We start from the raw sequence: 22,305 nt of genomic DNA, 5'->3' as shown, positions 1-22,305 counted from the left end.
TGAGGTGGGAGTTATTTGAGAGAAAAATTAAAAGAATTAATGGGAGATATAAAAGTATTTATTATAAAAAATAAAATTATAGTTGTTTTTTCTGTATTAATGATATTTTTAATAATGGGTTACATGTTAGGAAGTATTAATAGTAATAAAGAAAGTGTAATGAAAAAATTTGAATTAGGACTTGAAGAGGGAAGCTATAATAAACTTAAAGATGTACTAAGAATAAATGGAAAGAAAATTTCAAGAAAAGAATTAAAGCCTTTAATAGAATATTATAAAGGAGAAAACTCAGAAGTAAATACTATAGTAGATGCTTTAAATAGTACTGGTAAAAGTAAGGTATTTGAACTTAAAGAAGATAAAGGATTATTTTTAGATGATTATTATATAAGTTTAAAAACTTTAGAGTTAAAAGTTACAAGTAATTATAAAGATGCTTCTATTTATTTAAATGATAATAGTATAAAGCAAGGTGAAGTATTAAAAAATTTAATACCTGGTATTTATAAATTAAGTGGAAATCTTAAAAATAAATATGGTGAAATTAAATCAACAGAAAATATTGTTTTAATGGATAATAAGGATGTAGAACTTAAATTAAATGGATTATTAGTTAGTGTAGAAAGTGAGTTTAAAGATGCTAATGTACTTGTAAATGGAGAAAATAGTGAAATAAAAGTTTCTGATTTTAAAAATATAGGACCTATGCCATCAGACGGAAGTATAAAGCTCTCACTAAGTAATAATTTCCCTTGGGGAACAATAAAAGGGGAAGAAGTAACAGTAAAAGATGTTCCAAATATATCATTAAATTTAAATATAACTAATGATAAGCTTTGGAGTGAGATAGATAATACTATGAATTTATTTTATAAGAGTGTGTTTAATTCCTTAAATAATGAAGATAAAAATAAAATACAACTAACAACAGAGGGAACTAAAAATAAAATATATTCTATATTAGAAGAAAAATATTTTATATTAAAAAATAAATATACCTTAATATCTCTAGAATTAGATAAGGAAAAAAGTAAATTTCAATATAAAAATGGAGAGTATGTAGGGACCGTTGTTTGTAATGCAAATTATGATACTAGTAAAGTTTTATTTGGAATTGGTAGGGAAGAAAAAAGCAAAAAGTTTTTAACAAAAGTATTATATAAGAATAATGAATGGATTATAACAGATATAGAAAATTTTTCATTGTAAATAAATCATACATGCCTTGATTGCATGTATGATTTAAATAAAAAAACCTGTACTAAAATTAGCACAGGTTAAAGGGTTATGTTCATTTAAGAAAGGGAATAAATGAACATTTTGTGGGGTTTATTTAAACTCTATAGCGTTTGCTAATAGAGTGGTATGGGCAAATTTGTTTTATTTATTTGTTAATATAATTATAACTAAAATAAAAAAATAAATCAAATAAAAAGATATATTTTTACTGTTTGTTAATATATAGTTTAAAATGTATTTAAAAATAGAAAATTGTATTTATTAATAAAGTTATAAATAAGTTATTATTTATTATTATGATAGCTTATTTATGATAAAATGTAGTTTATTAATTAATGAAGGAGTAGAAAATTTATGTTAAGAATAGAGAAAAAAACACATTTAAAAGATACACCAGAATATGAAGGGTATACAGAAAATATAGCTAAGCTTACAAAGAAAGAACAAAGTGAATTAGGAATAAGACAATGTAATTGTAAATGCAAAAATAAAAATAAAGAAAAATAAGAAAAATTTTATTATTTGATAAGATTTATATTATATAATAAATATCAATAGTTAATAAAATTAGGAGGGAATATTTTGGCGAAACCAAGTATTTTTAGTAAAGATTACGAAAGAAAAATGAAAAAAAGAAAAATAAAAATAACTATAGGCGTTATTTTAGCGGCCATAATAACGGGTATACTAATTTATAAGCTTAAAATAGAAGATATGGATTTTTCAAATGTAAGGTCAAAATTACAAGCGTGGGTTGATAGTGATAGCACAAACAACAATAATAAGCCTGAAACGCCAAAAGAAATAGTTGAGGAAGCTCCTCCAAAGCAAGAAGAAGTTAAAGAAGAAGCTCCAAAGAAAAAAGAACTTGAAGTAAAGCTTAGCAAAAATGATACTATAAAATGTGAATACGAAGAAAAAGATAATAAAAAAGAATTTATAGGAATAGAAGATAAAAAGGGAATAAGCTATGATATATCTCCTGATAAACAAATGATTTTAGTTTTAGATAAAGATCAAAATTTGAAAATAATTGATATAGATGGCAAAATTAAAGATATAACAAGAAAAGAATATATTTCAACTAAACGAGAAAAATATCCAAAAGATGTTATGTTAAATAAATATAAGGGTTATATATGGCATTCACAAGCTAAATTTATAGATAATGAAAATATCGCTTATGTAAGTAACTTACCTTACTTTGGAAGTGCAGCAAAGAAACAATATATTTGGATATATAATTTGAAAAATGAAACTCAAAAAATTGTACCAAAGTCTGGTGGTAAAAATATAGAGTTTGGAAAAGTTGTAGATAAAAAAGGAATAGAAGTTAAAATTGACAAAACTGAATATATATTAAACAATAAGGGGAGTATTTTAAGTGATAATACTTCAAAATAACTATATATAACAAATGGTTTGATAATAAGTAGAAATTTATGTTATAATAACCTAGTTAATAAATGTGATTAAAGAACTATTTTAGGAGGAAGAGCAAATGGAAGCTAAAATGGAAAAGATAGAAGCTAATGTTGTTAAATTTGAAGTAAAAGTAGAGGCAGAAAAATTTACTGCCGCTTTAAATAAAGCATACAACAAAAATAAAAATAGATTCAGTGTACCTGGATTCAGAAAAGGTAAAGTGCCAATGGCAATGGTTAAGAAGCACTACGGAATAGAAGTACTTTTTGAAGATGCTATAAACACTGTAATAAATGAAACATATCCAAAATTAATAGAAGAAAACAACTTAAGACCAGTTGATTTTCCAAAAGTAGATGTTTTAGAAGTTGGAGAAGGTAAAGATTTAGTTTATACTGCTGAAGTTACTTTATATCCAGAAATCGAACTTGGAGAATACAAAGGATTAAATGTAGAAAAGAAAGAAGCTGTTGTTGAAGATTCAGAAATTGAAGCACAATTAAAAAATATGCAACAACAAAATGCTAGAATAGAAACTAAAGAAGATGGAGCTATCGAAAAAGGTGATATAGCTGTTATAGATTTTAAAGGATTTATAGATGGAGTTGCTTTTGAAGGTGGAGAAGGACATGATTATTCATTAGAAATTGGATCAGGTTCATTCATAGATAACTTTGAAGATCAATTAATTGGATTAAGTGTTGAAGAAGAAAAAGAAGTTAAAGTTACTTTCCCAGAAAACTACGGAAGAGAAGAATTAAATGGTAAAGAAGCTACTTTTGAAGTTAAAGTAAAAGAAATAAAAGTTAAAGAATTACCAAAGTTAGATGATGAATTTGCTAAAGAAGTATCAGAGTTTAATACTTTAGATGAATTAAAAGCAGATATCAAAGGAAAAATTGAAGAAACTAAGAAAGCTTCATTAGAAAGAGAATACGAAGATGCTTTAATAACAGCTGTTATTGAAAATTCAAAAATGGAAGTTCCAGAAGTAATGGTAGAAAAAGAAATAGATAACATGGTTAGAGATCTTGAAAATAGATTAAAATACCAAGGATTATCATTAGAACAATACATGCAATTCACTGGAAGCACTGAAGAAAAAATGAGAGCTTACATGAAAGAAAATGCAGATAAGAAAGTTAAAGCTGACTTAGTTTTAGAAGCAATAGCTAAAGCTGAAAAAATAGAAGCTACAGAAGAAGAAGTTAAAGAAAAAGCTACTGAAATAGCTAAAATGTATGCAGGAGATGAAGCTGAAAAAATGGCTGAAATGTTAATGCAAACTCAAAAAGCTATGATAGAAAGAGATATCGTTATTGCAAAAACAATAAAGTTATTAGAAGATAACTGCAAATAGTTTTGATATATTAAAATTTAATAAATGTAACTATAAGATAATTGCCAGAAAAGTATTTTCTGGCAATTATTTCAAATAAAAATATTAACAAAAGAATAATCTTAGAGTATAATTTTATTTAAGTTACATTAAAAAGGAGGGAACGATTATGAGTTTAGTTCCAATGGTTGTTGAACAAACTAATAGAGGAGAAAGAAGTTATGATATCTTCTCAAGACTATTAAAAGATAGAATAATAATGATTAATGGTGAAATAAATGATGTTACTTCAAATTTAGTAGTAGCACAATTATTATTTTTAGAAAGTGAGGATCCAGATAAGGATATTTATGTTTACATAAACAGTCCAGGAGGATCAATAACATCAGGTATGGCTATATATGATACTATGCAATATATAAAGCCAGATGTTTGCACTATATGTATAGGAATGGCTGCATCAATGGGAGCTTTTTTGCTTTCATCAGGACAAAAAGGAAAAAGATATGCTCTTCCAAATGCTGAAATAATGATACACCAACCATTAGGTGGATTCCAAGGTCAAGCAACAGACATTGATATACATGCAAAGAGAATTCTAAGAATAAAAGATAAATTAAATCAAATACTAAGTGAAAATACAGGTAAACCTTTAGAGCAAATAAAAGCAGATGTTGAAAGAGATTACTTCTTAGAAGCAGATGAAGCTATGGAATATGGATTAGTTGATAAAGTTATAACTAAGAATGAAATAGAAAAAGCTTAAGGTTTGCCATACAGTGAGGTGAAAATATGGCTAAATATGAAGAAAAGAAACAATTAAAGTGTTCTTTTTGTGGTAAAGGTCAAGATCAAGTTAAAAGATTAATAGCTGGTCCTGGAGTATATATTTGTGATGAATGTATAGAATTATGCTCAGAAATTATTGAGGATGAATTCGAAGAAACAAGCGATGTAATGACAGAAGAATTACCAAAGCCACAAGAAATTAAAGAATATCTTGATTCATATATTATAGGGCAAGATTCAGCTAAAAAGTCATTAGCTGTTGCTGTTTATAACCACTATAAAAGAATTAACAGTAAAAAGTCATCAAATGATGATGTAGAACTTCAAAAGAGTAATATATTATTATTAGGACCAACAGGTTCAGGTAAAACATTATTAGCACAAACATTAGCTAAAGTATTAAATGTTCCATTTGCAATAGCAGATGCAACAACATTAACTGAAGCTGGATATGTTGGTGAAGATGTAGAAAATATTCTTTTAAAGCTAATACAAAATGCTGATTTTGATATAGAGAAAGCTGAAAAAGGTATAATATATATTGATGAAATAGATAAAATTGCAAGAAAATCTGAAAATCCATCAATTACAAGAGATGTATCAGGTGAAGGTGTACAACAAGCCCTTTTAAAAATATTAGAAGGAACTGTTGCCTCAGTACCACCACAAGGTGGAAGGAAACATCCTCATCAAGATTTATTACAAATAAATACTTCAAATATATTATTTATTTGTGGTGGAGCGTTTGATGGAATAGATAAAATAATTGAAAAGAGAACTAGAAAAAGTTCAATAGGTTTTGGAGCAGATATACAATCAAAACAAGAAAAAGATTTAGGGACATTATTTAAAGAAATAATGCCAGGAGATCTTTTAAAGTTTGGATTAATACCAGAATTTGTTGGTAGATTACCTATATTAGTAACTTTAGAATCTCTTGATAAAAAAGCTTTAGTTAAAATATTATGTGAACCAAAAAATGCTTTAGTTAAGCAATATAAAAAATTATTTGAGCTTGATGATGTAGAATTAGGATTTACAGAAAAAGCATTAGATGCTATAGCAGATGAAGCTATGAGCAGAAATACTGGGGCAAGAGGTTTAAGAGCTATAATAGAAGAAATGATGATGGATATAATGTTTGAAATTCCTTCAGACGAAAGAATAACAAAGGTAACTATTACAGAAGATACTATTAAAAAAGGTTCAAAGCCAGAAATTCAAAGATTACCAGAAGGCTCAGTTAGACCTTCTCTTGCTGAAAAATCATTAAAAAATAAAGATGATATGGAAACAGCTTAAATAAAAAACACTCTTTTTAATAAGAGTGTTTTTTTCTTAATAGATGGAATTATTGAAAAAAGTTATGGTTATGGTATACTTATTAAGTCTAATAAAAATAATAATTATTAATATAGGAGGAAGATAGGTATGACAAATGAAAATATTCTTCCTTTAATTCCTCTAAGGGGAATAACTATTTTTCCGAATATGGTAACTCACTTTGATGTTGGAAGAGATAAATCAAAAGCAGCTGTTGAGGCAGCTATGCAAAATGGAGAGAAAATATTTTTGGCTCCGCAAAAAGATCCAGAAATAGATGATCCTAAAAAAAGTGATATAAACAATGTTGGAACAATATGTGATATAAAACAGATAATAAAGCTACCTGATAATGTTATAAGAGTATTAGTTGAAGGAAAAGAAAGAGCTAAAATTAAAAAATATCAGGCTAAAAAAGTTTATTTAGAAGTTGAATTAGAGAGAATTAAAGAAGAAGAAGTAAAAGGTGTTGAAATAGAAGCTTATATAAAATCTTTAAAGAGTATATTTATAAAATTTATGAAACTTACAGGAGAAAGTTCTAAGGATATTATAAAAGCCATAGAAATTGATAATAAAGTTCATGAATTTGTAGATATGGTAAGCACGGTTGCTATAACTAGAGAAGATTATAGACAAGAATTATTAGAAACTATAGATTTAAAGAAAAGAATTGAAAGAATGTTAGTTATGATTCATGAAGAAATTCAAATTATAACAATTCAAAAAAAGATTTCTAATAAAGTAAAAGAAAATACTGAGAAGAGCCAAAAAGAATATTATTTAAGAGAACAGCTTAAAGTTATTCAAGAAGAACTTGGCGAAGATGATGAGACTAAGATTGAAATTAAAAAATATGAAGATAAAATTTCTAATGCGAAACTTCCAAAAGAAGTTAAGGAAAAGGCTGAATATGAGCTAAATAGATTAAAAAGTATGGGACCATCAAGTTCAGAGGAAGCTGTAATAAAAACATATCTTGATTGGATACTGGACATGCCTTGGAAAAAGAGTAGCAAAGATACAATCAATATAAATAAGGCAGAAGATGTATTAAACAATGAACATTATGGACTAAAAGATGTAAAAACAAGAATTATTGAATATTTAGCAGTTAAGCAAATGAGTAAAAGTATGAAGGGACCTATACTTTGCTTGGTGGGACCTCCTGGTGTTGGTAAAACATCTATAGCTAAATCAATAGCTGAGGCTATGAATAGAAAGTATTCAAGAATAGCCTTGGGAGGGATGAAAGATGAGTCAGAAATAAGAGGTCATAGAAAAACTTATGTAGGTGCTATACCAGGTAGAATAGCATATTCTTTAAAAGAAACAGGAACAAATAATCCTCTTATATTATTTGATGAAATTGATAAAATTAGTTCAGATTATAAGGGGGATCCTGCAGATGCTCTTCTTGAAGTTTTAGATAGTGAACAAAACTTTAATTTTAGAGATAATTATTTAGAATTACCAATTAATTTATCTAATGTATTTTTTATTGCTACTGCAAATAGTTTGGATACTATACCTAGAGCATTACTTGATAGAATGGAAGTTATCGAGGTATCAGGATATACTTATGAAGAAAAATTCCATATAGCTAAAGATCATTTAATTCCAAAACTTTTAAGAGAATATAACTTAGAAGAAAATAATATAAAAATAAGTGATTCTGCTATAAAAGAAATGATTGAGGGATATACTAGAGAATCAGGAGTTAGAAGTTTAAAAAGAGTTATATCTTCTATTCTTAGAAAAGCTATAACAGAAATGATAAAGAAAAATAAAGAAAAATTAAGTATAAATTCTAAGAAAGTGGAGAGTCTATTAGGTAAAAAAGTATTTAATTATGATAAAATTGATATGGAAGATAAAATAGGTGTTGTTACAGGACTTGCATGGACTGCTTATGGAGGAGATACACTTCCGGTTGAAGCTATGATTATGGAAGGTACAGGGAAATTACAATTAACAGGTAAGCTTGGAGATGTTATGCAAGAATCAGCAAAAGCAGCCCTTACTTATGTTAGAGCTAATGCAGGTAAGTATGGAATAGATTTAGATTTTTATAAAAATAAAGATATTCATATACATGTTCCAGAGGGGGCAGTGCCTAAAGATGGACCATCTGCTGGGGTTACTATGATAACTTCATTAGTTTCAGCATTATCAAATAAGCCTGTTAAACATAATGTGGCAATGACAGGTGAAATAACTTTAACAGGAAGAGTTTTACCAATAGGTGGACTTAAAGAAAAATCACTTGCAGCTGTTAGAGCTGGTGTAGATACTATAATAATTCCTAAAGGAAATGAAAAAGATATAGAAAGTATACCAGCATCTATTAAAAAGGGATTAAATATAATAGTTGCAGAACAAATTGATACTGTTTTAAATAATGCAATAGTAAAATAATTGGAGTGATAAACGTGAGAATAAAACAATCTGAATTTATAACATCGGCAGTTAAGCAAAGCCAATATCCAGTTGATAATAGAGTTGAAGTTGCTTTTGTTGGAAGATCAAATGTTGGAAAAAGTTCAATAATAAATGCTTTAACTAATAGAAGAAAATTAGCTAAGGTAAGTCAAACTCCAGGAAAGACTAGACTTATAAATTTTTTCTTAATAAATAATGATTTTTATTTAGTTGATTTACCAGGATATGGATATGCTAAAGTTTCTAAAAAAGAAAAGGAAAGTTGGGGAAAGGTAATTGAAACCTACCTAAATGGAAGAGAAGAATTAAAGAGAGTAATTCTTTTAGTTGATTCTAGACATAAGCCAACAGCAGATGATGTTATGATGCATGAGTGGATAAAACACTATGGTTATGACGTAATAGTTGTAGCAACTAAAAGTGATAAATTATCTAATAATAATTTAAGAAAGAGTGAAAAAGTTATAAGAGATACTCTTAAGTTAGATAAAGAAGATAAATTATATTTTTACTCATCACTTACTAAAAAAGGTACAGAACAAATAATTGAAAATTTATTTGGAGATGTAGCTGAAGATACTGAATAACAAAAAAGGTTTAAAGAAGTTATTTTAACTTTCTTTAAACCTTTTTTATTTTGTAGAACTTTATCTTAATTTAAAAAAATAGTGTCAAATAATTTGCTGAAGAATAATATATACTATAAAAACAAATAAGGAGGAGGTCAGAAGAGATATATGGAGATTAATGATATCCTAAATGGCTTCAGTGATTGTCCGGATTCAGATGATTGCAATTGTAATGACGAATGTTGTAATTTTGATGAAAATGAATTTGATTGCAATTTTGATGATGGAATAGGAGATTATGATGGTTGTGGATGTGATTGGAATTGTGATGATAATTTTAATTGCGGAAATAACTGTGGTTGTGGAAATAACACATGGCTCATACTAATTTTATTATTAGCTTGGTGTGGTTGCCAAAGAAATAACTATGGATATGGAGGGTATAATGATATGAGTAAAAATTGTTGTTGCTGTTGTTGCTGTGATGAACCTAAATTTAAAAAAGTAAAACAAACAGTATATGTACCAGAATGTGGATTACAAGGTGCTAACGCTTATCCAGCTTATGATGGATACGGTGGATATGGTGGATATGGAAACTGTTGGTGGTGGATTATAATAATTTTAATTTTCTGTTGCTGTGGAAATAATGGATTTGGAAACTGTGGAAACAATTGTGGATGCTAGTAAAATAAATTAAATAGATTTGGATAGATAAAGGAGGAATTTTTTATGTCACACAAAAATTGTTGTTGTAATGATAGAACTATCGTAGTTTCACCTTATGCTCAAGCTCCAGTTCATAATCATGATGGATTTGGCGATGGATGCTGGTGGTGGATTATAATAATATTACTTTTATGTTGCTGTGGAAATAATGGATTTGGAAACTGTGGTGGATGCGGAAATGATGGATGCGGAAATAATGGATTTGGTAATTGGTGGATTATAATAATCTTAATTTTCTGTTGTTGTGGATGCGGAACAGGTTATGGAAGATACTAATTAGTATAATAAAATAAATTAATCAATTTAATATAAATTGATAATTGTTGGAGGGTTTTATACCCTCCAAAAAAAAGCTCAAAAATAATAACCAATACAAAATATATACATATAATAGAATTAAAATAGTTTTTGGGAGGAGCTAATATGGCTAAAAAAAGGCATAGAAGTAAGAGTGATTCTAATGAAAAACATATGTCATTTAATGATTTGAATAATAATCCGTTTGGTATAGATCCAAATCAACTTATGAATATGATTGGGAATATAGATCAGAATAAGTTAAACAACATAATTGCATCTATGGAGAAGGAAGGAATTGATTTAAGTTCATTTCCAAACATGAATGGATTTAACAATAGTCAAAACACTAATCAAAATGATAATTCAAATGCAAGTCAAAATAATATGAATGTAAATAATATGAATCCTATGGAATTTCTTAATAACATGAGTGCTAATATGGGAAATTTTAATGGAAATGGTATGAATAATATGGGAAATTTAAATCCTATGGCAATTATAGCTCAACTTATGCAAATGAATAATATGAATAATCAAAGCAATCAAAATAAAAATAATAACAATAAAAAGAAAAGTAACAAATACAATACGGGAGATCCTAATATGGATATGTTATTAGCCCTTAGAAATGCAGTGTCAGGAGATCGAGTTGAATTTGTAGATAAGATTATAGGACTATATAAAAAAGGAGATTTAGATTAAGAAATATTGTATAAAACTTTTATATGTAGTCAATAATATAATTGTACCGGAGAAATGTTCTCCTACAAGCTATATTATATTTAATATAGCACCCCCCCATCCCCCTTTTAGGCCGCACGAGCGGCCTTTTATTTTATGCTAGATATTTTAAAATTATTATTTTCATCTCTTGAAGATTCAACATTTAATTTGAAAATTTCTTTTTCATTAGAGATTTTATTAATTTTTTCAAATTGTAGAGACCAAGAGATATTTTGTAGGACACCATTTTTATCAACTTCGTTGTCATAAAAAAATCCATTTTTAAAGGAATACATAAAATCATTTTTATTTAAAGACCATATAGGTGATATTGAATCATCAGTTGCATTTTTATGAAAAATATTGGGATAATCAACTACTTCATATTCTAAGCATATAATATCAATTAATTTTAATATTTCTGATGCTCCATATGTCTTAATTGAATTTTTACTTATATCTATTAAATTATTATTTATTATCATAAAGTTTTTAAAGGACTTATTTAAATCAGAGCTATTAAAAAAAGCTATTTGTGGGGTTCTATTAAGATTAGAATCTATAATTCCAGAAATATTGCTGTTATTACAGTAGTATTCTAATTTGAAATTTTTATCAGTATAAGAAAATAAATATGTTACAGGTTTTTCTTTTAAATATCCTTGAACTAATATCCTAGGTTTATTATCTCTTGAAATATTTAATAATCGAACTTTAATAGAGTATGAATTGCTACAATTAGATAAATAATTATTTTTTGTTAATGAACTTAAAAGAAATGTTTTATCAATTGTAGTTATCTCAATATCTTGTTTATTGTTATCTATTTGAATTATTTTTATACTTTCAAAGTTACCATCATTATTTAAATCTACATTTGAATTGTTTTGTAATACTGTTGGAGATGTTACATTTATTGTTTCTTTGTAATTAACTTTAGTTAAATATATTATAAATATAACAAATACTAAAACAAAAATAGATAGGGATAAAGTTTTAAAAATTTTATTCATGTAAAAAACCTCCTTCAATAAAGTATATGAAACATATATAATTTAATGAATACTTAGGTAAACTATAATAAGAAAGGAGGAGGTTTAAAATGAACAAAAAAATATTAGTTTTAAGTTTAATTAGTATTATGGCTATAAGTATTTTTGGGTGTAGTATGAAAAAAAATAATAATAATGATGAAAATACTTTAAATTTGTATTATAATACTATAGATACAAAATCTATAAGCTATATACCAGAAATAATAAAGGAATATGAAAAAGAAGAAGGTATAAAAATAAATATAGTTCCTTTAAAGAGTAATGAAGAGATGTTAAAGAAAATTACAGAAGATAAAGAAAGCTGTTTATTACTATTAGATGGTTATAGATTTAGTGATTATAATTTAAAGGGAATTTTAAGAGAGCTTACATATCTTTTTAAATCTGAAAAGACAAAACAAGAATTTACAGATATAAGTACTTTATATGGTATTTTTGAAGGAAGAAATTTTGGATTAGGCCTTAGTCCGTATTCAGTATCACTTGTTTATAATAAAACTGAACTTGAAAAATTAGGTATAACAGTAGAGGAAAATGATTTAAATTATTTATTTAAAAAATTAAATGAGAAAAATATAAAAATACCTACAAAGATGTACAGTGAGTATAGTAAAGAATTATTAATAAGTGCATTAATAGCAAATGATAGTATAATATATGATATGTATAAGCTAGATTACATAAATGACATGGATAAGAAGATATATTCTATAGAAAATGGTCAAAAAATATTTGATATAATGAATGATTTATATAATAAAAATATAATAAAAGAAAATATGTTTATAGAAGATGATGATGCTGTAAAGAAATTCAATGAGGGAAAAACCCCTGTCGTTTTAATGACTACTTTAGGAGCTAATGATATAAAAAGCGATTCTGATAATATAGGTGTAGTAGATCAAATGCATATAAACAATAAAATAGTAAATTCACCAATATTAACAGATACAATATTGTGTTCATCTGTAGGAAGTAAAAATTTTGATGCTGTTGATAAATTTTTTAGATATATTATAAATAGTGGAATTTTTCAAAAAATATCTTCAAAAAATTATATAACAGGAAACAAAATTGCTGATAGCAACCTACAAGGTGTTCAAATAAAAATGGCAAATGGGATATCAAGTGCGGAAGAAATAAACAAAGTATATTTTAATGTAATTTCAAACGAAAATATAAAAAAAATAAATGACGAATGTAGAAATGTATTAAGTGGAAAATATGACGGTAAAGAATGGAATAGGATTTTAGATAAAAAATAAAAGCAAATCATTAATGATTTGCTTTTTATTTTATAGTAATGTCTATTGACAATCCTTACAAAGACCGTAGAAATAAGTTTGGTTAGATAAAACTTTATAATTTGACTTTTGTTCAACCTCACTATTTAAATGATCTAAAGATATATTCATTAAATCATCTACTTTACCACAATTAATACATTGTATATGAGGGTGTGAATTCATATTTCCGTCATATCTAAAGTTGCCTTCGCCTACATTTAATTCTTGAACTAAACCAACCTCAACTAAAGTTTTTAAAGCTTTATAAACAGTAGCTAAACTCATAGTAGGAAAATCTTTCTGTATAGCTTTATATATTACTTCAGCTGATGGGTGTTCTTTTGTACTCATTAAATATTTATAAACAGCAAGTCTTTGAGGTGTTAACTTAAGCTTTTTCTCTTTGAAAATAGCTGTTATATTCTCCATACTTTTACACTCCTTAACCTGTAATACTATTGTTATTATATGCTTTTTAAATCACATAGTCAATAAGTATTAAAAAATTATCATAATTTACTAATAATATATATTAAATAACAAAAATAATATTTAAAAAAATTACTTGATATTTATAATAAACAATGTTAAAATATAAACAAAGTTGTTAATTGATTAACAAATTCCGTGTTCATTTCATTTTACATAGAACAGCAATAAAGACTGTTCTATATTTTTTTACATTTAAATTTTAATAAAGAATTAAATTTAAATTTTAGAGTAAAGTATAGTTGAACCCAAAAAACTAAAATGGTAATATATATTAAAAAATATAATTCTAGGAGGAATTACTATGAGTAAATATAAAGTTGGAGACGAGTTATTAATAATAAATGATCCTAATGAAGAAAAGGAAAAACTTAAAGAATTAACTAGATTACATATAGAAAATGATTTTGCTCAAATTTCATGGGGAATAAAAATATTAAAAGTAGAGTATGATAAGCCTAATGTTACACTTACATATAGAAACATAAATGGAGAAACTAATAAAGTTTTTGCTGTATGCAAAAATATAGAAAACTTTAATAAAGAAAAAGTATTAGAAAAAGCTTTATTAAAAGCATTCCAAAATGAAATAATAGATATATCAGTAGGAAAAAATACTGGTTGTTTAAGATAATAAAAGGAACCTCATTTAATGAGGTTCTTTTTATTTTACAATTATTATAAAAATTGTAAAAAGTATTTATTTTTAAAAAAAGTTAATATATAATGAAGATGTATATAAGGTACTTTATGGGGTGAGGAAATATGAGAATGTGTCCGTTTTGGTCAACGGAAGAAGAACAGGTTAACTGTTATAAAGAATGTCCTATAGTTCAAGAGTTAGAAAAAAGTGATGAATGCGTCTTTAGAGAATATTTAGAATTTAATGATTTTAAACTTATAGAACTATAGAAAATATAATTTATAAAATAATATTTAAAATAAAAATAACATTGATACTTAAATATCAATGTTATTTTTATTGTTATGAGTAAAAGTTTGTTGTTGAATGAAGTAAAGTTTGCTTTAAGGACCATAGTTTATCAGATAAATCAACATAATAAGTATGAGGATTTTCAAATCTTAAAACTTCAGGCCAAAGTTTTTCAGTTTCTTTTTTAGCATAATCTCTTATTTCCATTACAGATGGAGAATTATAAACTAATGTTCCTTTATCAAAAATTTTAACCATTAAATCTTTAACATAGTAATTAGTTAATCTTTTCTTTTTCCATGTGTGAATAGGATGGAATATAGTTAAAGGTTCATTTTCGTTTATTATTTCATCATGTAACATTATTAAATCTGCTATTGCTGTATGTGTAGTTTTATCAAAAATTCTTATTGTTTTCTTAAAACCTGGATTTGTTATCTTTTCGTTATTTTCACTTATTTTTATTTTAGGAACTATTTTACCTTCTTTTTCTACAGCTACTAACTTATAAACACCACCAAATACAGGCTCTGATTTAGCTGTTATAAGTCTTTCACCAACACCAAAAGAATCAATACAAGCGCCTTGACTTAATACATCTCTAATAATATATTCATCTAAAGAATTTGAAACAACAATTTTACAATCCTTATATCCAGCTTTATCTAATATTTCTCTACACTTTTTAGTTAAATAAGTTATATCACCAGAATCTATTCTTATACCGACAGGTCTTTTTCCAAGTGGCTTTAAAATTTCATCAAATACTTTTATAGCATTTGGTATTCCGGATTTTAAAACATTGTATGTATCAACAAGTAAAAGACAATTGTCAGGATAAACTTCAGCCCAAGTTTTAAATGCTTCATATTCAGTATCAAATAATTGAATCCAACTATGAGCCATAGTACCAACTGCTGGTATATCAAAACGTTGATCTGCTATAGTACATGCAGTAGCATTACAACCACCAATCATAGCAGCTCTTGCTCCATATATTGCTCCATCATAACCTTGAGCACGTCTTGATCCAAATTCCATAACTGTTTTTCCATTTGCAGCTCTACAAATTCTATTAGCTTTAGTAGCTATAAGAGTTTGATGATTAACTGTTAATAAAATCATAGTTTCGATAAATTGTGCTTGAACAACAGGTCCCTTTACTGTAACAAGTGGTTGATTTGGGAATACTGGATTTCCTTCTGGAACAGCCCAAACATCACAAGTAAATTTGAAATTTTTAAGATATTCTAAAAAGCTATCTGAAAAAATATTTTTAGATTTCAGGTAAGCTATATCATCTTCTGTAAATTTTAGTGAACTAAGATATTCTATTAATTGCTTAACACCAGCCATTATACAATATCCACCACCATCTGGAACTCTTCTAAAGTACATATCAAAATAAGCTATTCTATCTTGAATCCCTTTTTCAAAGTAACCATTTCCCATAGTTAATTCATAAAAATCAACTAACATAGTTAGGTTTCTGTTATCTCTAACATCAAAAGTTGTTATACTATTCATAAGTCAACTCCTCTAAAAAAATACTTAAAACTATTGTACAACTTAAATAGAATTATTACAATATAGTTATTCCCTATAAGATGTGGCAATAATCAATAATAGAGGAGGGAATTTTTTTGAAATTAGATTCATTTCAAAATGAAGCTGTAAATGCTAAAGAAAGAAATATTTTAGTTGTTGCAGCTCCAGGTTCTGGAAAGACAACAGTTATAATAAATAGAATAGATTATTTAGTTAGAGAGCTTAATATATATAACAAGAATATAATAGTTATAACATTTACCAAAGCTGCTGCATTAAACATGAAAGATAGATATAAAAATAGATTCGATAGAGTTAATTCACCTTTTTTTGGAACATTTCATGGACTTTTTTATAAAATGCTAATTAGAGAAGGTTATGAAATAAATATAATAGAAGGGTATAAAGTAAATAAGCTAATAGAAAGTGTTTTAAAAAAGTATTTTGATGATATAAATGAAGATAAAATAAAAGAAGTAATAAATAATATATCTTTATTTAAAACATCTAGAGTAAATTTAAGTGAATTTAAACCATCATTAACAAAAGAAATATTTGAAGATTGTTTTAAATCTTATAGTGAATATAAAGAAAAAAATAATTTGTGGGATTTTGATGATTTAGCAATTAAAGTTATAAATCTTCTTGAAAAAGATAGTAGACTTAAGGAAGGTTATAAAAATTTATTTAAATATATATTGGTAGATGAATTTCAAGATTGTGATGAACTTCAAATACAATTTTTAAAGATGATGAATGAAGGAGAATATAATCATTTATTTGCAGTAGGAGATGAAGATCAATGTATATATTCATTTAGAGGTTCAAAGCCAGAGTATATGGTTATATATAATAAAATATTTAAAGATGCAAAAAAATATTATTTATCTAAAAATTATAGAAGTTCTAAAAATATAATAGATGGAGCTAAATGTATTATAGAAAAAAATATTCAAAGAAACAAAAAACATATTATAGCTAATAAAGATATTGATGGAATTATAAAGATAAATAAACCTTATGATGAACAAATTCAAGGAGAAAGTATAGTTGATGAAATAAAATCTTTAGTAAAAAATAAAGGCTATAATTATAAAGATAATATAATTTTATATAGAACCAATATAGAATCAATGACTTTTATTGATATATTTACTAGAAAGAAAATTCCTTTTACTTTATTAGATAAAGAATATAATTTTTTTGAACATTTTATATGTAAGGATATTTTAAATTATTTAAATCTTTCAATAGATCCTAATAATAGGGAAATGTTTTTAAAAATAATAAATAAACCTTTTAGATATGTTAGTAAAAGTAGTTTAGATTATGTAAGAAATTTTAAGGAGTATAAAAATCCATTTGATATTTTGATAGAGAAAAAAGATACACCACCATTTCAAGCTAAAAAGTTAGATGAGTTAAAAAAAGATATAAATTATTTATCAAAATTGTCATTAAATAGTGCAATTCAATTTATAATAAGTGATTTAGGATATTTAGATTATTTAAAAGAGTATTGTAATAAGTTTAATCAAAATATAGATGATTTAGAAGAAATAATAGAAGAATTTAAAATTTCAGCTAATGGATTTAATACAATATTTGAGTTTTTTAGCCATATAGAAAATGTAAAAGAAGAAATAGAAAACTCAAAAAATAGAAAAGATGAAGATAGGGTAATATTAAGCACTATACATAGAGTTAAGGGAATGGAATTTAAAAATGTGTTTCTTGTAAATTGTAACGAAGATACAATTCCTCATGTATCAGCTGGAGAAGAAAATATAGAAGAAGAAAGAAGACTTTTTTATGTTGGAATAACAAGAGCTATAGATAATTTATATATATATTCTCCAAAGACTAAGGGAGGAAAATTTAAGGAGATTTCTAGGTTTATAGAAGAAACTGAATTTAAAAATGATGATGAAGTTCCAAGTGAATTTAAAAGAGGAGTAAATATATTTCATAATGGAAGAAAAGAGCATGGGGTTATAGATAGTATAGATGGTGATAAAATAAAAATATTATTTGAAGATGGTACTTCTAGAACTTTTTCTATAAAAGTATTGTTAGAAAGAAATTTAATCACAATAATAGGATGATAGTTATAAATTATAAAATATAACTTAAAAAAATGGTATAATTAACTCTAGGAGTTTTAAATAGTACCTTTAAAATAAGGAGGGATAAAATGATTAATTTTAAAGACGAAGCAAATAAGATAAAAGAAGAATTAATAAACATAAGAAGAGATATACATATGCACCCAGAGGTTGGATTTGAAGAAGTAAGAACTTCAAATTTAATAAAAGACTTTTTAAAAAGGGAAGGTATTGAATATATAAGTGTAGCTACTACAGGAGTATGTGGAATTATAAAGGGAACTAAAGAAGGTCCTGTAAAGACAATTGCATTAAGAGCTGATATGGATGCACTTCCAATACAAGATAAAAAGGTTTGTGAATATAGTTCAAAAATTCCAGGAAGAATGCATGCCTGTGGACATGATGCTCACACAACAATTCTTTTAGGGGCTGCAAAAATATTAAATGATAATAAACATTTATTCAGTGGAAATATAAAATTATTATTTGAGCCAGCAGAAGAGACTACAGGTGGAGCTAGTGTAATGATTAAAGAAGGAGTACTTGAAAATCCTAAAGTTTCAAGAGTTATAGGTCTTCATGTAGCAGAGGATGTTGAATGTGGAAAAATAAAAATAAAAAAAGGTGTAGTAAATGCTGCATCAAATCCATATAAAATAAAAATAACAGGAAGTGGTGGACATGGAGCATCACCAAGTGCAACTATAGATCCAATAGTTATTGGTGCAAATGTTGTATCAACACTTCAAACAATAGTTAGTAGAGAAATTTCAGCTGTTAATCCTGCTATCGTTACAGTTGGAACTTTCCATGGAGGAACAGCTCAAAATATAATTCCAGAGTCAGTAGAAATATCAGGTATTATAAGAACTATGACTCCAGAAGATAGATATTTTGCATGTAAAAGAGTTTGTGAAATATCAGAAGGAATAGCTATGACTGGAAGAGGAAAGGCAGAAGTTACAATAGAAGAAAGCTATCCATGCCTTATAAATAATGACGAATGTGTAGATTTAGTAAAAAATGCTGCAATAAGCGTATTAGGCAATGAAAATGTATTAGAGCAAAAGGCGCCAAGCATGGGGGTAGAAAGCTTTGCATACTTTGCAATGGAAAGAGATTCAGCATTTTATTTTCTAGGAACAGCAAATATAGATAAGGGAACGGATAAATCAGCTCATAGTAGTTTGTTTGATATAGATGAAGATGCGATACCATTAGGAGTTGCTATTCAGTGTCAATCAGCCTTCGATTATTTGACAATGGAATAAATAAAGATTAATCTATAAAAATGAGAAAAAGATTTACTAAAGAACTTTAAATAGGAGTGATTATATAGTGAGAATAGAAATAGGAGCTAATGAAGCTGGCCAGAGGCTAGATAAATTCTTAAGAAAATTACTTAAGGATGTTCCGTTAAGTGCAATATTTAAAGCACTTAGAAAAGGTGACATAAGAGTAAATGGTAAGAAACAAAAGGAAAAATATACATTAGAAATAAATGATGTAGTTGAAGTTAGATATATACAAAGTAAAAAAATGACTGAGAGAGAAGATAACTTTATAAAAGTTGATGCAAGGTCATTAAAGATAGTTTATGAAGATGAAAATATGGTTGTAGTTGAAAAGTGGCCAGGAGTATTAGTTCACCCTGATACAAATAAAAAAATACCAACACTTACTGATTATGTTTTATCTTATTTAAATGAAAAAGGAGATTATCTTCCAGAAAAAGAAGTAACATTTACTCCAGCACCATGCAATAGACTTGATAGAAATACTTCAGGTGTTGTAGTTTTTGGTAAAAACTTTGAAGGATTAAGAGAGCTTAATGAGATAATTAGAGAAGGTAAAGTCAAAAAATACTATATGGCTTTAGTTAAGGGAAGAATAAAGGACGGACTTTATAAAGGTTACATATTAAAAAATGAAGAAAGCAACATATCAAAGGTTTATGATAATAAAGTAAGAGATTCAAAAGAAATATCAATGGAAGTTAAAACAATCCAGAGTGATGGATTATTTTCACTTTTAGAAATTGATTTAATAACAGGAAGAAGTCATCAAATAAGAGCGCATCTTTCACACATTGGTAATCCTATAATAGGGGATACTAAGTATGGAGATAAGAAATTAAATTCACATTTCTTAAATAAATATGGATTAAATTATCAGTTCTTATATGCATATAAATTAAACTTTAAAAATGTAGACGGAAAACTTGCTTATTTGAAAAATAAAATTATAGTAGAAGCTCTTCCACCTATATTTAAGAAAATTAAGCACGATGTATTTAAAATTAGATTATAGATAGGGGATTTAAAATGAGGGAAAAGTCATCATCTACTAAAGGATTTATGATACTATCTCTTGCTGGAATTATAGCTAAAGTTTTATCAGCATTTTATGTGCCACTTCTTACTAGAATTATAGGAACAAATGGAGTTGGGATATATTCTAGAAGTTATGAAGTGTTTATGTTTGTTTATGCACTTACAAGCATGGGATGTCAGCCAGCTGTAGCAAAGATAGTAGCTGAGATAAGAGCTTTAGGAAATGAGAAAGATGCTATAAAAGCACTTAAGGTATCTAGAAAAGTTTATGGGATAGTAGGATTAGTTCTGTCCATTTTAGTAATAATTATAGCAGGTCCACTTACTAATTTAATAAAGATTAGTAATGCAAAATTTGCAATAATGTTTTTAGCACCAAGTATAGTATTAACTGCTGTTTTATCTGCTTATAGAGGATATTTTCAAGGAAAAGATGAAATGTCAGGTATTGCTATTTCTCAAGTTTTAGAACAAATATTAAATGTTGTAGTAAGTTTATTATTTGCATTTCTTTTTATACATATAAGTGAACCAATGGGGGCTGCTGGAGGAACTATAGGTACTTCAGTTGGAGCTTTAATTGCAATATTTTATCTTATTTATGTTTATGATAAGAAAAAATTTGAAGAAGATATTCTTACAGAAAATTTACATGGAAAGAAAATTACAACTAAAACTATAGTAAGGAAATTGGTTAGATATGGATTACCAATAACTTTGAGTGCGGGAATACAAAACTTTGGTGGTTTAGTTGATATGGCAAATGTTAATTTAAGGCTTTTAAGTGCAGGCTTCACGGTAAATCAATCTGATACTTTATATGGATTATATTATCAGTATAAAACGCTTCTTGGTGTACCACTTATAATAGTAACAGCACTTACAACTATTATATTACCGGCTGTATCTAAAGCTTATGCATTAAGAGATAGAAAGCAAATAAAAAAAAGTACAAATTTTGCTTTCAGAATAACATTCGCAATAACAATACCTGCAGCGTTTGGACTTGCGATTTTAAGTGATGACATATACACAATATTATATGGAAGCTCTCAAGGAGCATATCTTATGAGGTTAGGTTCAATAATACTTATATTTATGGCTATTGCTCAAGTAGAAGGTGTTATACTTCAAGGTATTAGTAGATTTTATCCAATGATAGTTTCATTTACTATTGGAATTATATTTAAAATTTTAGCAAACTATATTTTCGTTGGAATAAAAGAAGTAAATATTATGGGTGTATTAATTGGTAACTTCTTATGTTATTTACTGCCAGTCATAATTAATCGTAGAATAATAGGAAAAGCTATAAGAACTAGGATATCTATGATTAGAAATTGTATAAAACCTATAATGGCATCAGTTTGTATGGCTATAGTAATATTTATATTAAAACAACCTATAGAAGTTTTAGGTAGCTTTATTGGAAATGGAAGAATAATTGTATTTATATATACTCTAATTTATACTATAATCTTAGTTGGAATTGGAGGATTTGTGTATTTTTATGTAATGATTGTACTAGGTGGAATTAGAAAGCTAGATATAGAAGCTGTATCACCTAGAATATATAGAATTCTTCCAAGATTTATAAGAAAGAAAATAAGATAATTTAAAAAGGCTATGTATAATTAATAAAAATTTATTATACATAGCCTTTTATATTTGAAA

The 22,305-nt window shown here is 26.5% G+C and carries 21 protein-coding genes; 18 read left to right on the top strand and 3 right to left on the bottom strand.

The window, feature by feature from the left end; translation table 11 throughout:
- Nucleotides 1-15 precede the first annotated feature (15 nt).
- From AC4FQ1_RS06410 to AC4FQ1_RS06360, 11 genes are all read left to right on the top strand, one after another.
- Nucleotides 16-1,209: a TcaA 3rd/4th domain-containing protein gene (locus tag AC4FQ1_RS06410; RefSeq protein WP_491169259.1), complete on the top strand. Its 1,194-nt coding sequence runs from the start codon at nucleotides 16-18 to the stop codon at nucleotides 1,207-1,209.
- Between the two features lie 384 nt (nucleotides 1,210-1,593).
- Nucleotides 1,594-1,746 (top strand): hypothetical protein, encoded by a 153-nt coding sequence (locus tag AC4FQ1_RS06405; protein WP_491169258.1) that lies wholly within the window; start codon nucleotides 1,594-1,596, stop codon nucleotides 1,744-1,746.
- 75 nt (nucleotides 1,747-1,821) lie between these two features.
- Nucleotides 1,822-2,643, top strand: a complete 822-nt coding sequence (locus AC4FQ1_RS06400; RefSeq protein WP_491169257.1) for a hypothetical protein — start codon at nucleotides 1,822-1,824, stop codon at nucleotides 2,641-2,643.
- 97 nt (nucleotides 2,644-2,740) lie between these two features.
- Nucleotides 2,741-4,024, top strand: a complete 1,284-nt coding sequence (tig, locus tag AC4FQ1_RS06395; protein WP_491147780.1) for a trigger factor — start codon at nucleotides 2,741-2,743, stop codon at nucleotides 4,022-4,024.
- A gap of 148 nt (nucleotides 4,025-4,172) precedes the next feature.
- A complete protein-coding gene (clpP, locus tag AC4FQ1_RS06390; protein ID WP_303131189.1) occupies nucleotides 4,173-4,769 on the top strand; it encodes an ATP-dependent Clp endopeptidase proteolytic subunit ClpP in 597 nt (198 codons plus the stop codon).
- Nucleotides 4,770-4,795: 26 nt separating this feature from the next.
- Nucleotides 4,796-6,094 (top strand): ATP-dependent Clp protease ATP-binding subunit ClpX, encoded by a 1,299-nt coding sequence (gene clpX, locus AC4FQ1_RS06385; RefSeq protein ID WP_491147778.1) that lies wholly within the window; start codon nucleotides 4,796-4,798, stop codon nucleotides 6,092-6,094.
- Between the two features lie 129 nt (nucleotides 6,095-6,223).
- A complete protein-coding gene (gene lon / locus AC4FQ1_RS06380) occupies nucleotides 6,224-8,533 on the top strand; it encodes an endopeptidase La (RefSeq protein WP_491147776.1) in 2,310 nt (769 codons plus the stop codon).
- 14 nt (nucleotides 8,534-8,547) lie between these two features.
- Nucleotides 8,548-9,144 (top strand): ribosome biogenesis GTP-binding protein YihA/YsxC, encoded by a 597-nt coding sequence (gene yihA, locus AC4FQ1_RS06375; protein WP_303130113.1) that lies wholly within the window; start codon nucleotides 8,548-8,550, stop codon nucleotides 9,142-9,144.
- 150 nt (nucleotides 9,145-9,294) lie between these two features.
- The gene (locus AC4FQ1_RS06370) at nucleotides 9,295-9,813 is read left to right on the top strand and encodes a hypothetical protein (protein WP_491147773.1); all 519 of its coding nucleotides are present in this window, start codon (nucleotides 9,295-9,297) and stop codon (nucleotides 9,811-9,813) included.
- A gap of 45 nt (nucleotides 9,814-9,858) precedes the next feature.
- Nucleotides 9,859-10,131 (top strand): hypothetical protein, encoded by a 273-nt coding sequence (locus AC4FQ1_RS06365; RefSeq protein WP_491147771.1) that lies wholly within the window; start codon nucleotides 9,859-9,861, stop codon nucleotides 10,129-10,131.
- A 147-nt stretch (nucleotides 10,132-10,278) separates the two neighbouring features.
- Nucleotides 10,279-10,857 (top strand): hypothetical protein, encoded by a 579-nt coding sequence (locus AC4FQ1_RS06360; protein WP_491147769.1) that lies wholly within the window; start codon nucleotides 10,279-10,281, stop codon nucleotides 10,855-10,857.
- 128 nt (nucleotides 10,858-10,985) lie between these two features.
- Here AC4FQ1_RS06360 and AC4FQ1_RS06355 read toward each other — a convergent pair whose 3' ends face one another.
- On the bottom strand, nucleotides 10,986-11,891 hold the full coding sequence (locus AC4FQ1_RS06355; protein ID WP_491147768.1) for a hypothetical protein: 906 nt from the start codon (nucleotides 11,889-11,891) through the stop codon (nucleotides 10,986-10,988).
- A gap of 89 nt (nucleotides 11,892-11,980) precedes the next feature.
- On the opposite strand from AC4FQ1_RS06355, the gene AC4FQ1_RS06350 reads away from it, so the two are divergent.
- Nucleotides 11,981-13,198, top strand: coding sequence for an extracellular solute-binding protein (locus AC4FQ1_RS06350; RefSeq protein ID WP_491169256.1), 1,218 nt, complete (start codon nucleotides 11,981-11,983; stop codon nucleotides 13,196-13,198).
- A 42-nt stretch (nucleotides 13,199-13,240) separates the two neighbouring features.
- Here AC4FQ1_RS06350 and perR read toward each other — a convergent pair whose 3' ends face one another.
- Nucleotides 13,241-13,648, bottom strand: coding sequence for a transcriptional regulator PerR (gene perR, locus AC4FQ1_RS06345; protein ID WP_303130121.1), 408 nt, complete (start codon nucleotides 13,646-13,648; stop codon nucleotides 13,241-13,243).
- A gap of 364 nt (nucleotides 13,649-14,012) precedes the next feature.
- Between perR and AC4FQ1_RS06340 the strand changes: the two genes are divergently transcribed.
- On the top strand, nucleotides 14,013-14,342 hold the full coding sequence (locus AC4FQ1_RS06340) for a hypothetical protein (RefSeq protein WP_303130122.1): 330 nt from the start codon (nucleotides 14,013-14,015) through the stop codon (nucleotides 14,340-14,342).
- Between the two features lie 131 nt (nucleotides 14,343-14,473).
- Nucleotides 14,474-14,620 (top strand): hypothetical protein, encoded by a 147-nt coding sequence (locus AC4FQ1_RS06335; RefSeq protein WP_303130123.1) that lies wholly within the window; start codon nucleotides 14,474-14,476, stop codon nucleotides 14,618-14,620.
- Nucleotides 14,621-14,693: 73 nt separating this feature from the next.
- On the opposite strand, the gene AC4FQ1_RS06330 is transcribed toward AC4FQ1_RS06335, so the two are convergent.
- Nucleotides 14,694-16,169, bottom strand: coding sequence for a nicotinate phosphoribosyltransferase (locus tag AC4FQ1_RS06330; protein ID WP_303130124.1), 1,476 nt, complete (start codon nucleotides 16,167-16,169; stop codon nucleotides 14,694-14,696).
- Between the two features lie 110 nt (nucleotides 16,170-16,279).
- On the opposite strand from AC4FQ1_RS06330, the gene AC4FQ1_RS06325 reads away from it, so the two are divergent.
- From AC4FQ1_RS06325 to AC4FQ1_RS06310, 4 genes are all read left to right on the top strand, one after another.
- Nucleotides 16,280-18,295, top strand: coding sequence for an ATP-dependent helicase (locus AC4FQ1_RS06325; protein ID WP_491169415.1), 2,016 nt, complete (start codon nucleotides 16,280-16,282; stop codon nucleotides 18,293-18,295).
- A gap of 89 nt (nucleotides 18,296-18,384) precedes the next feature.
- Entirely contained in the window at nucleotides 18,385-19,569 is a 1,185-nt protein-coding gene (locus AC4FQ1_RS06320) for a M20 metallopeptidase family protein (RefSeq protein ID WP_491169255.1), read from the top strand.
- Between the two features lie 67 nt (nucleotides 19,570-19,636).
- Entirely contained in the window at nucleotides 19,637-20,608 is a 972-nt protein-coding gene (locus AC4FQ1_RS06315) for an RluA family pseudouridine synthase (protein WP_303130126.1), read from the top strand.
- Between the two features lie 14 nt (nucleotides 20,609-20,622).
- Complete coding sequence (locus AC4FQ1_RS06310; protein ID WP_303130129.1) at nucleotides 20,623-22,245, top strand: putative polysaccharide biosynthesis protein; 1,623 nt, start codon at nucleotides 20,623-20,625, stop codon at nucleotides 22,243-22,245.
- Nucleotides 22,246-22,305: the final 60 nt, after the last annotated feature.

Source organism: Clostridium sp. TJA020, assembly GCF_058310295.1.
The sequence above is the reverse complement of the archived record's forward strand: the minus strand, read 5'-3'. Positions and strand labels throughout refer to the sequence as shown.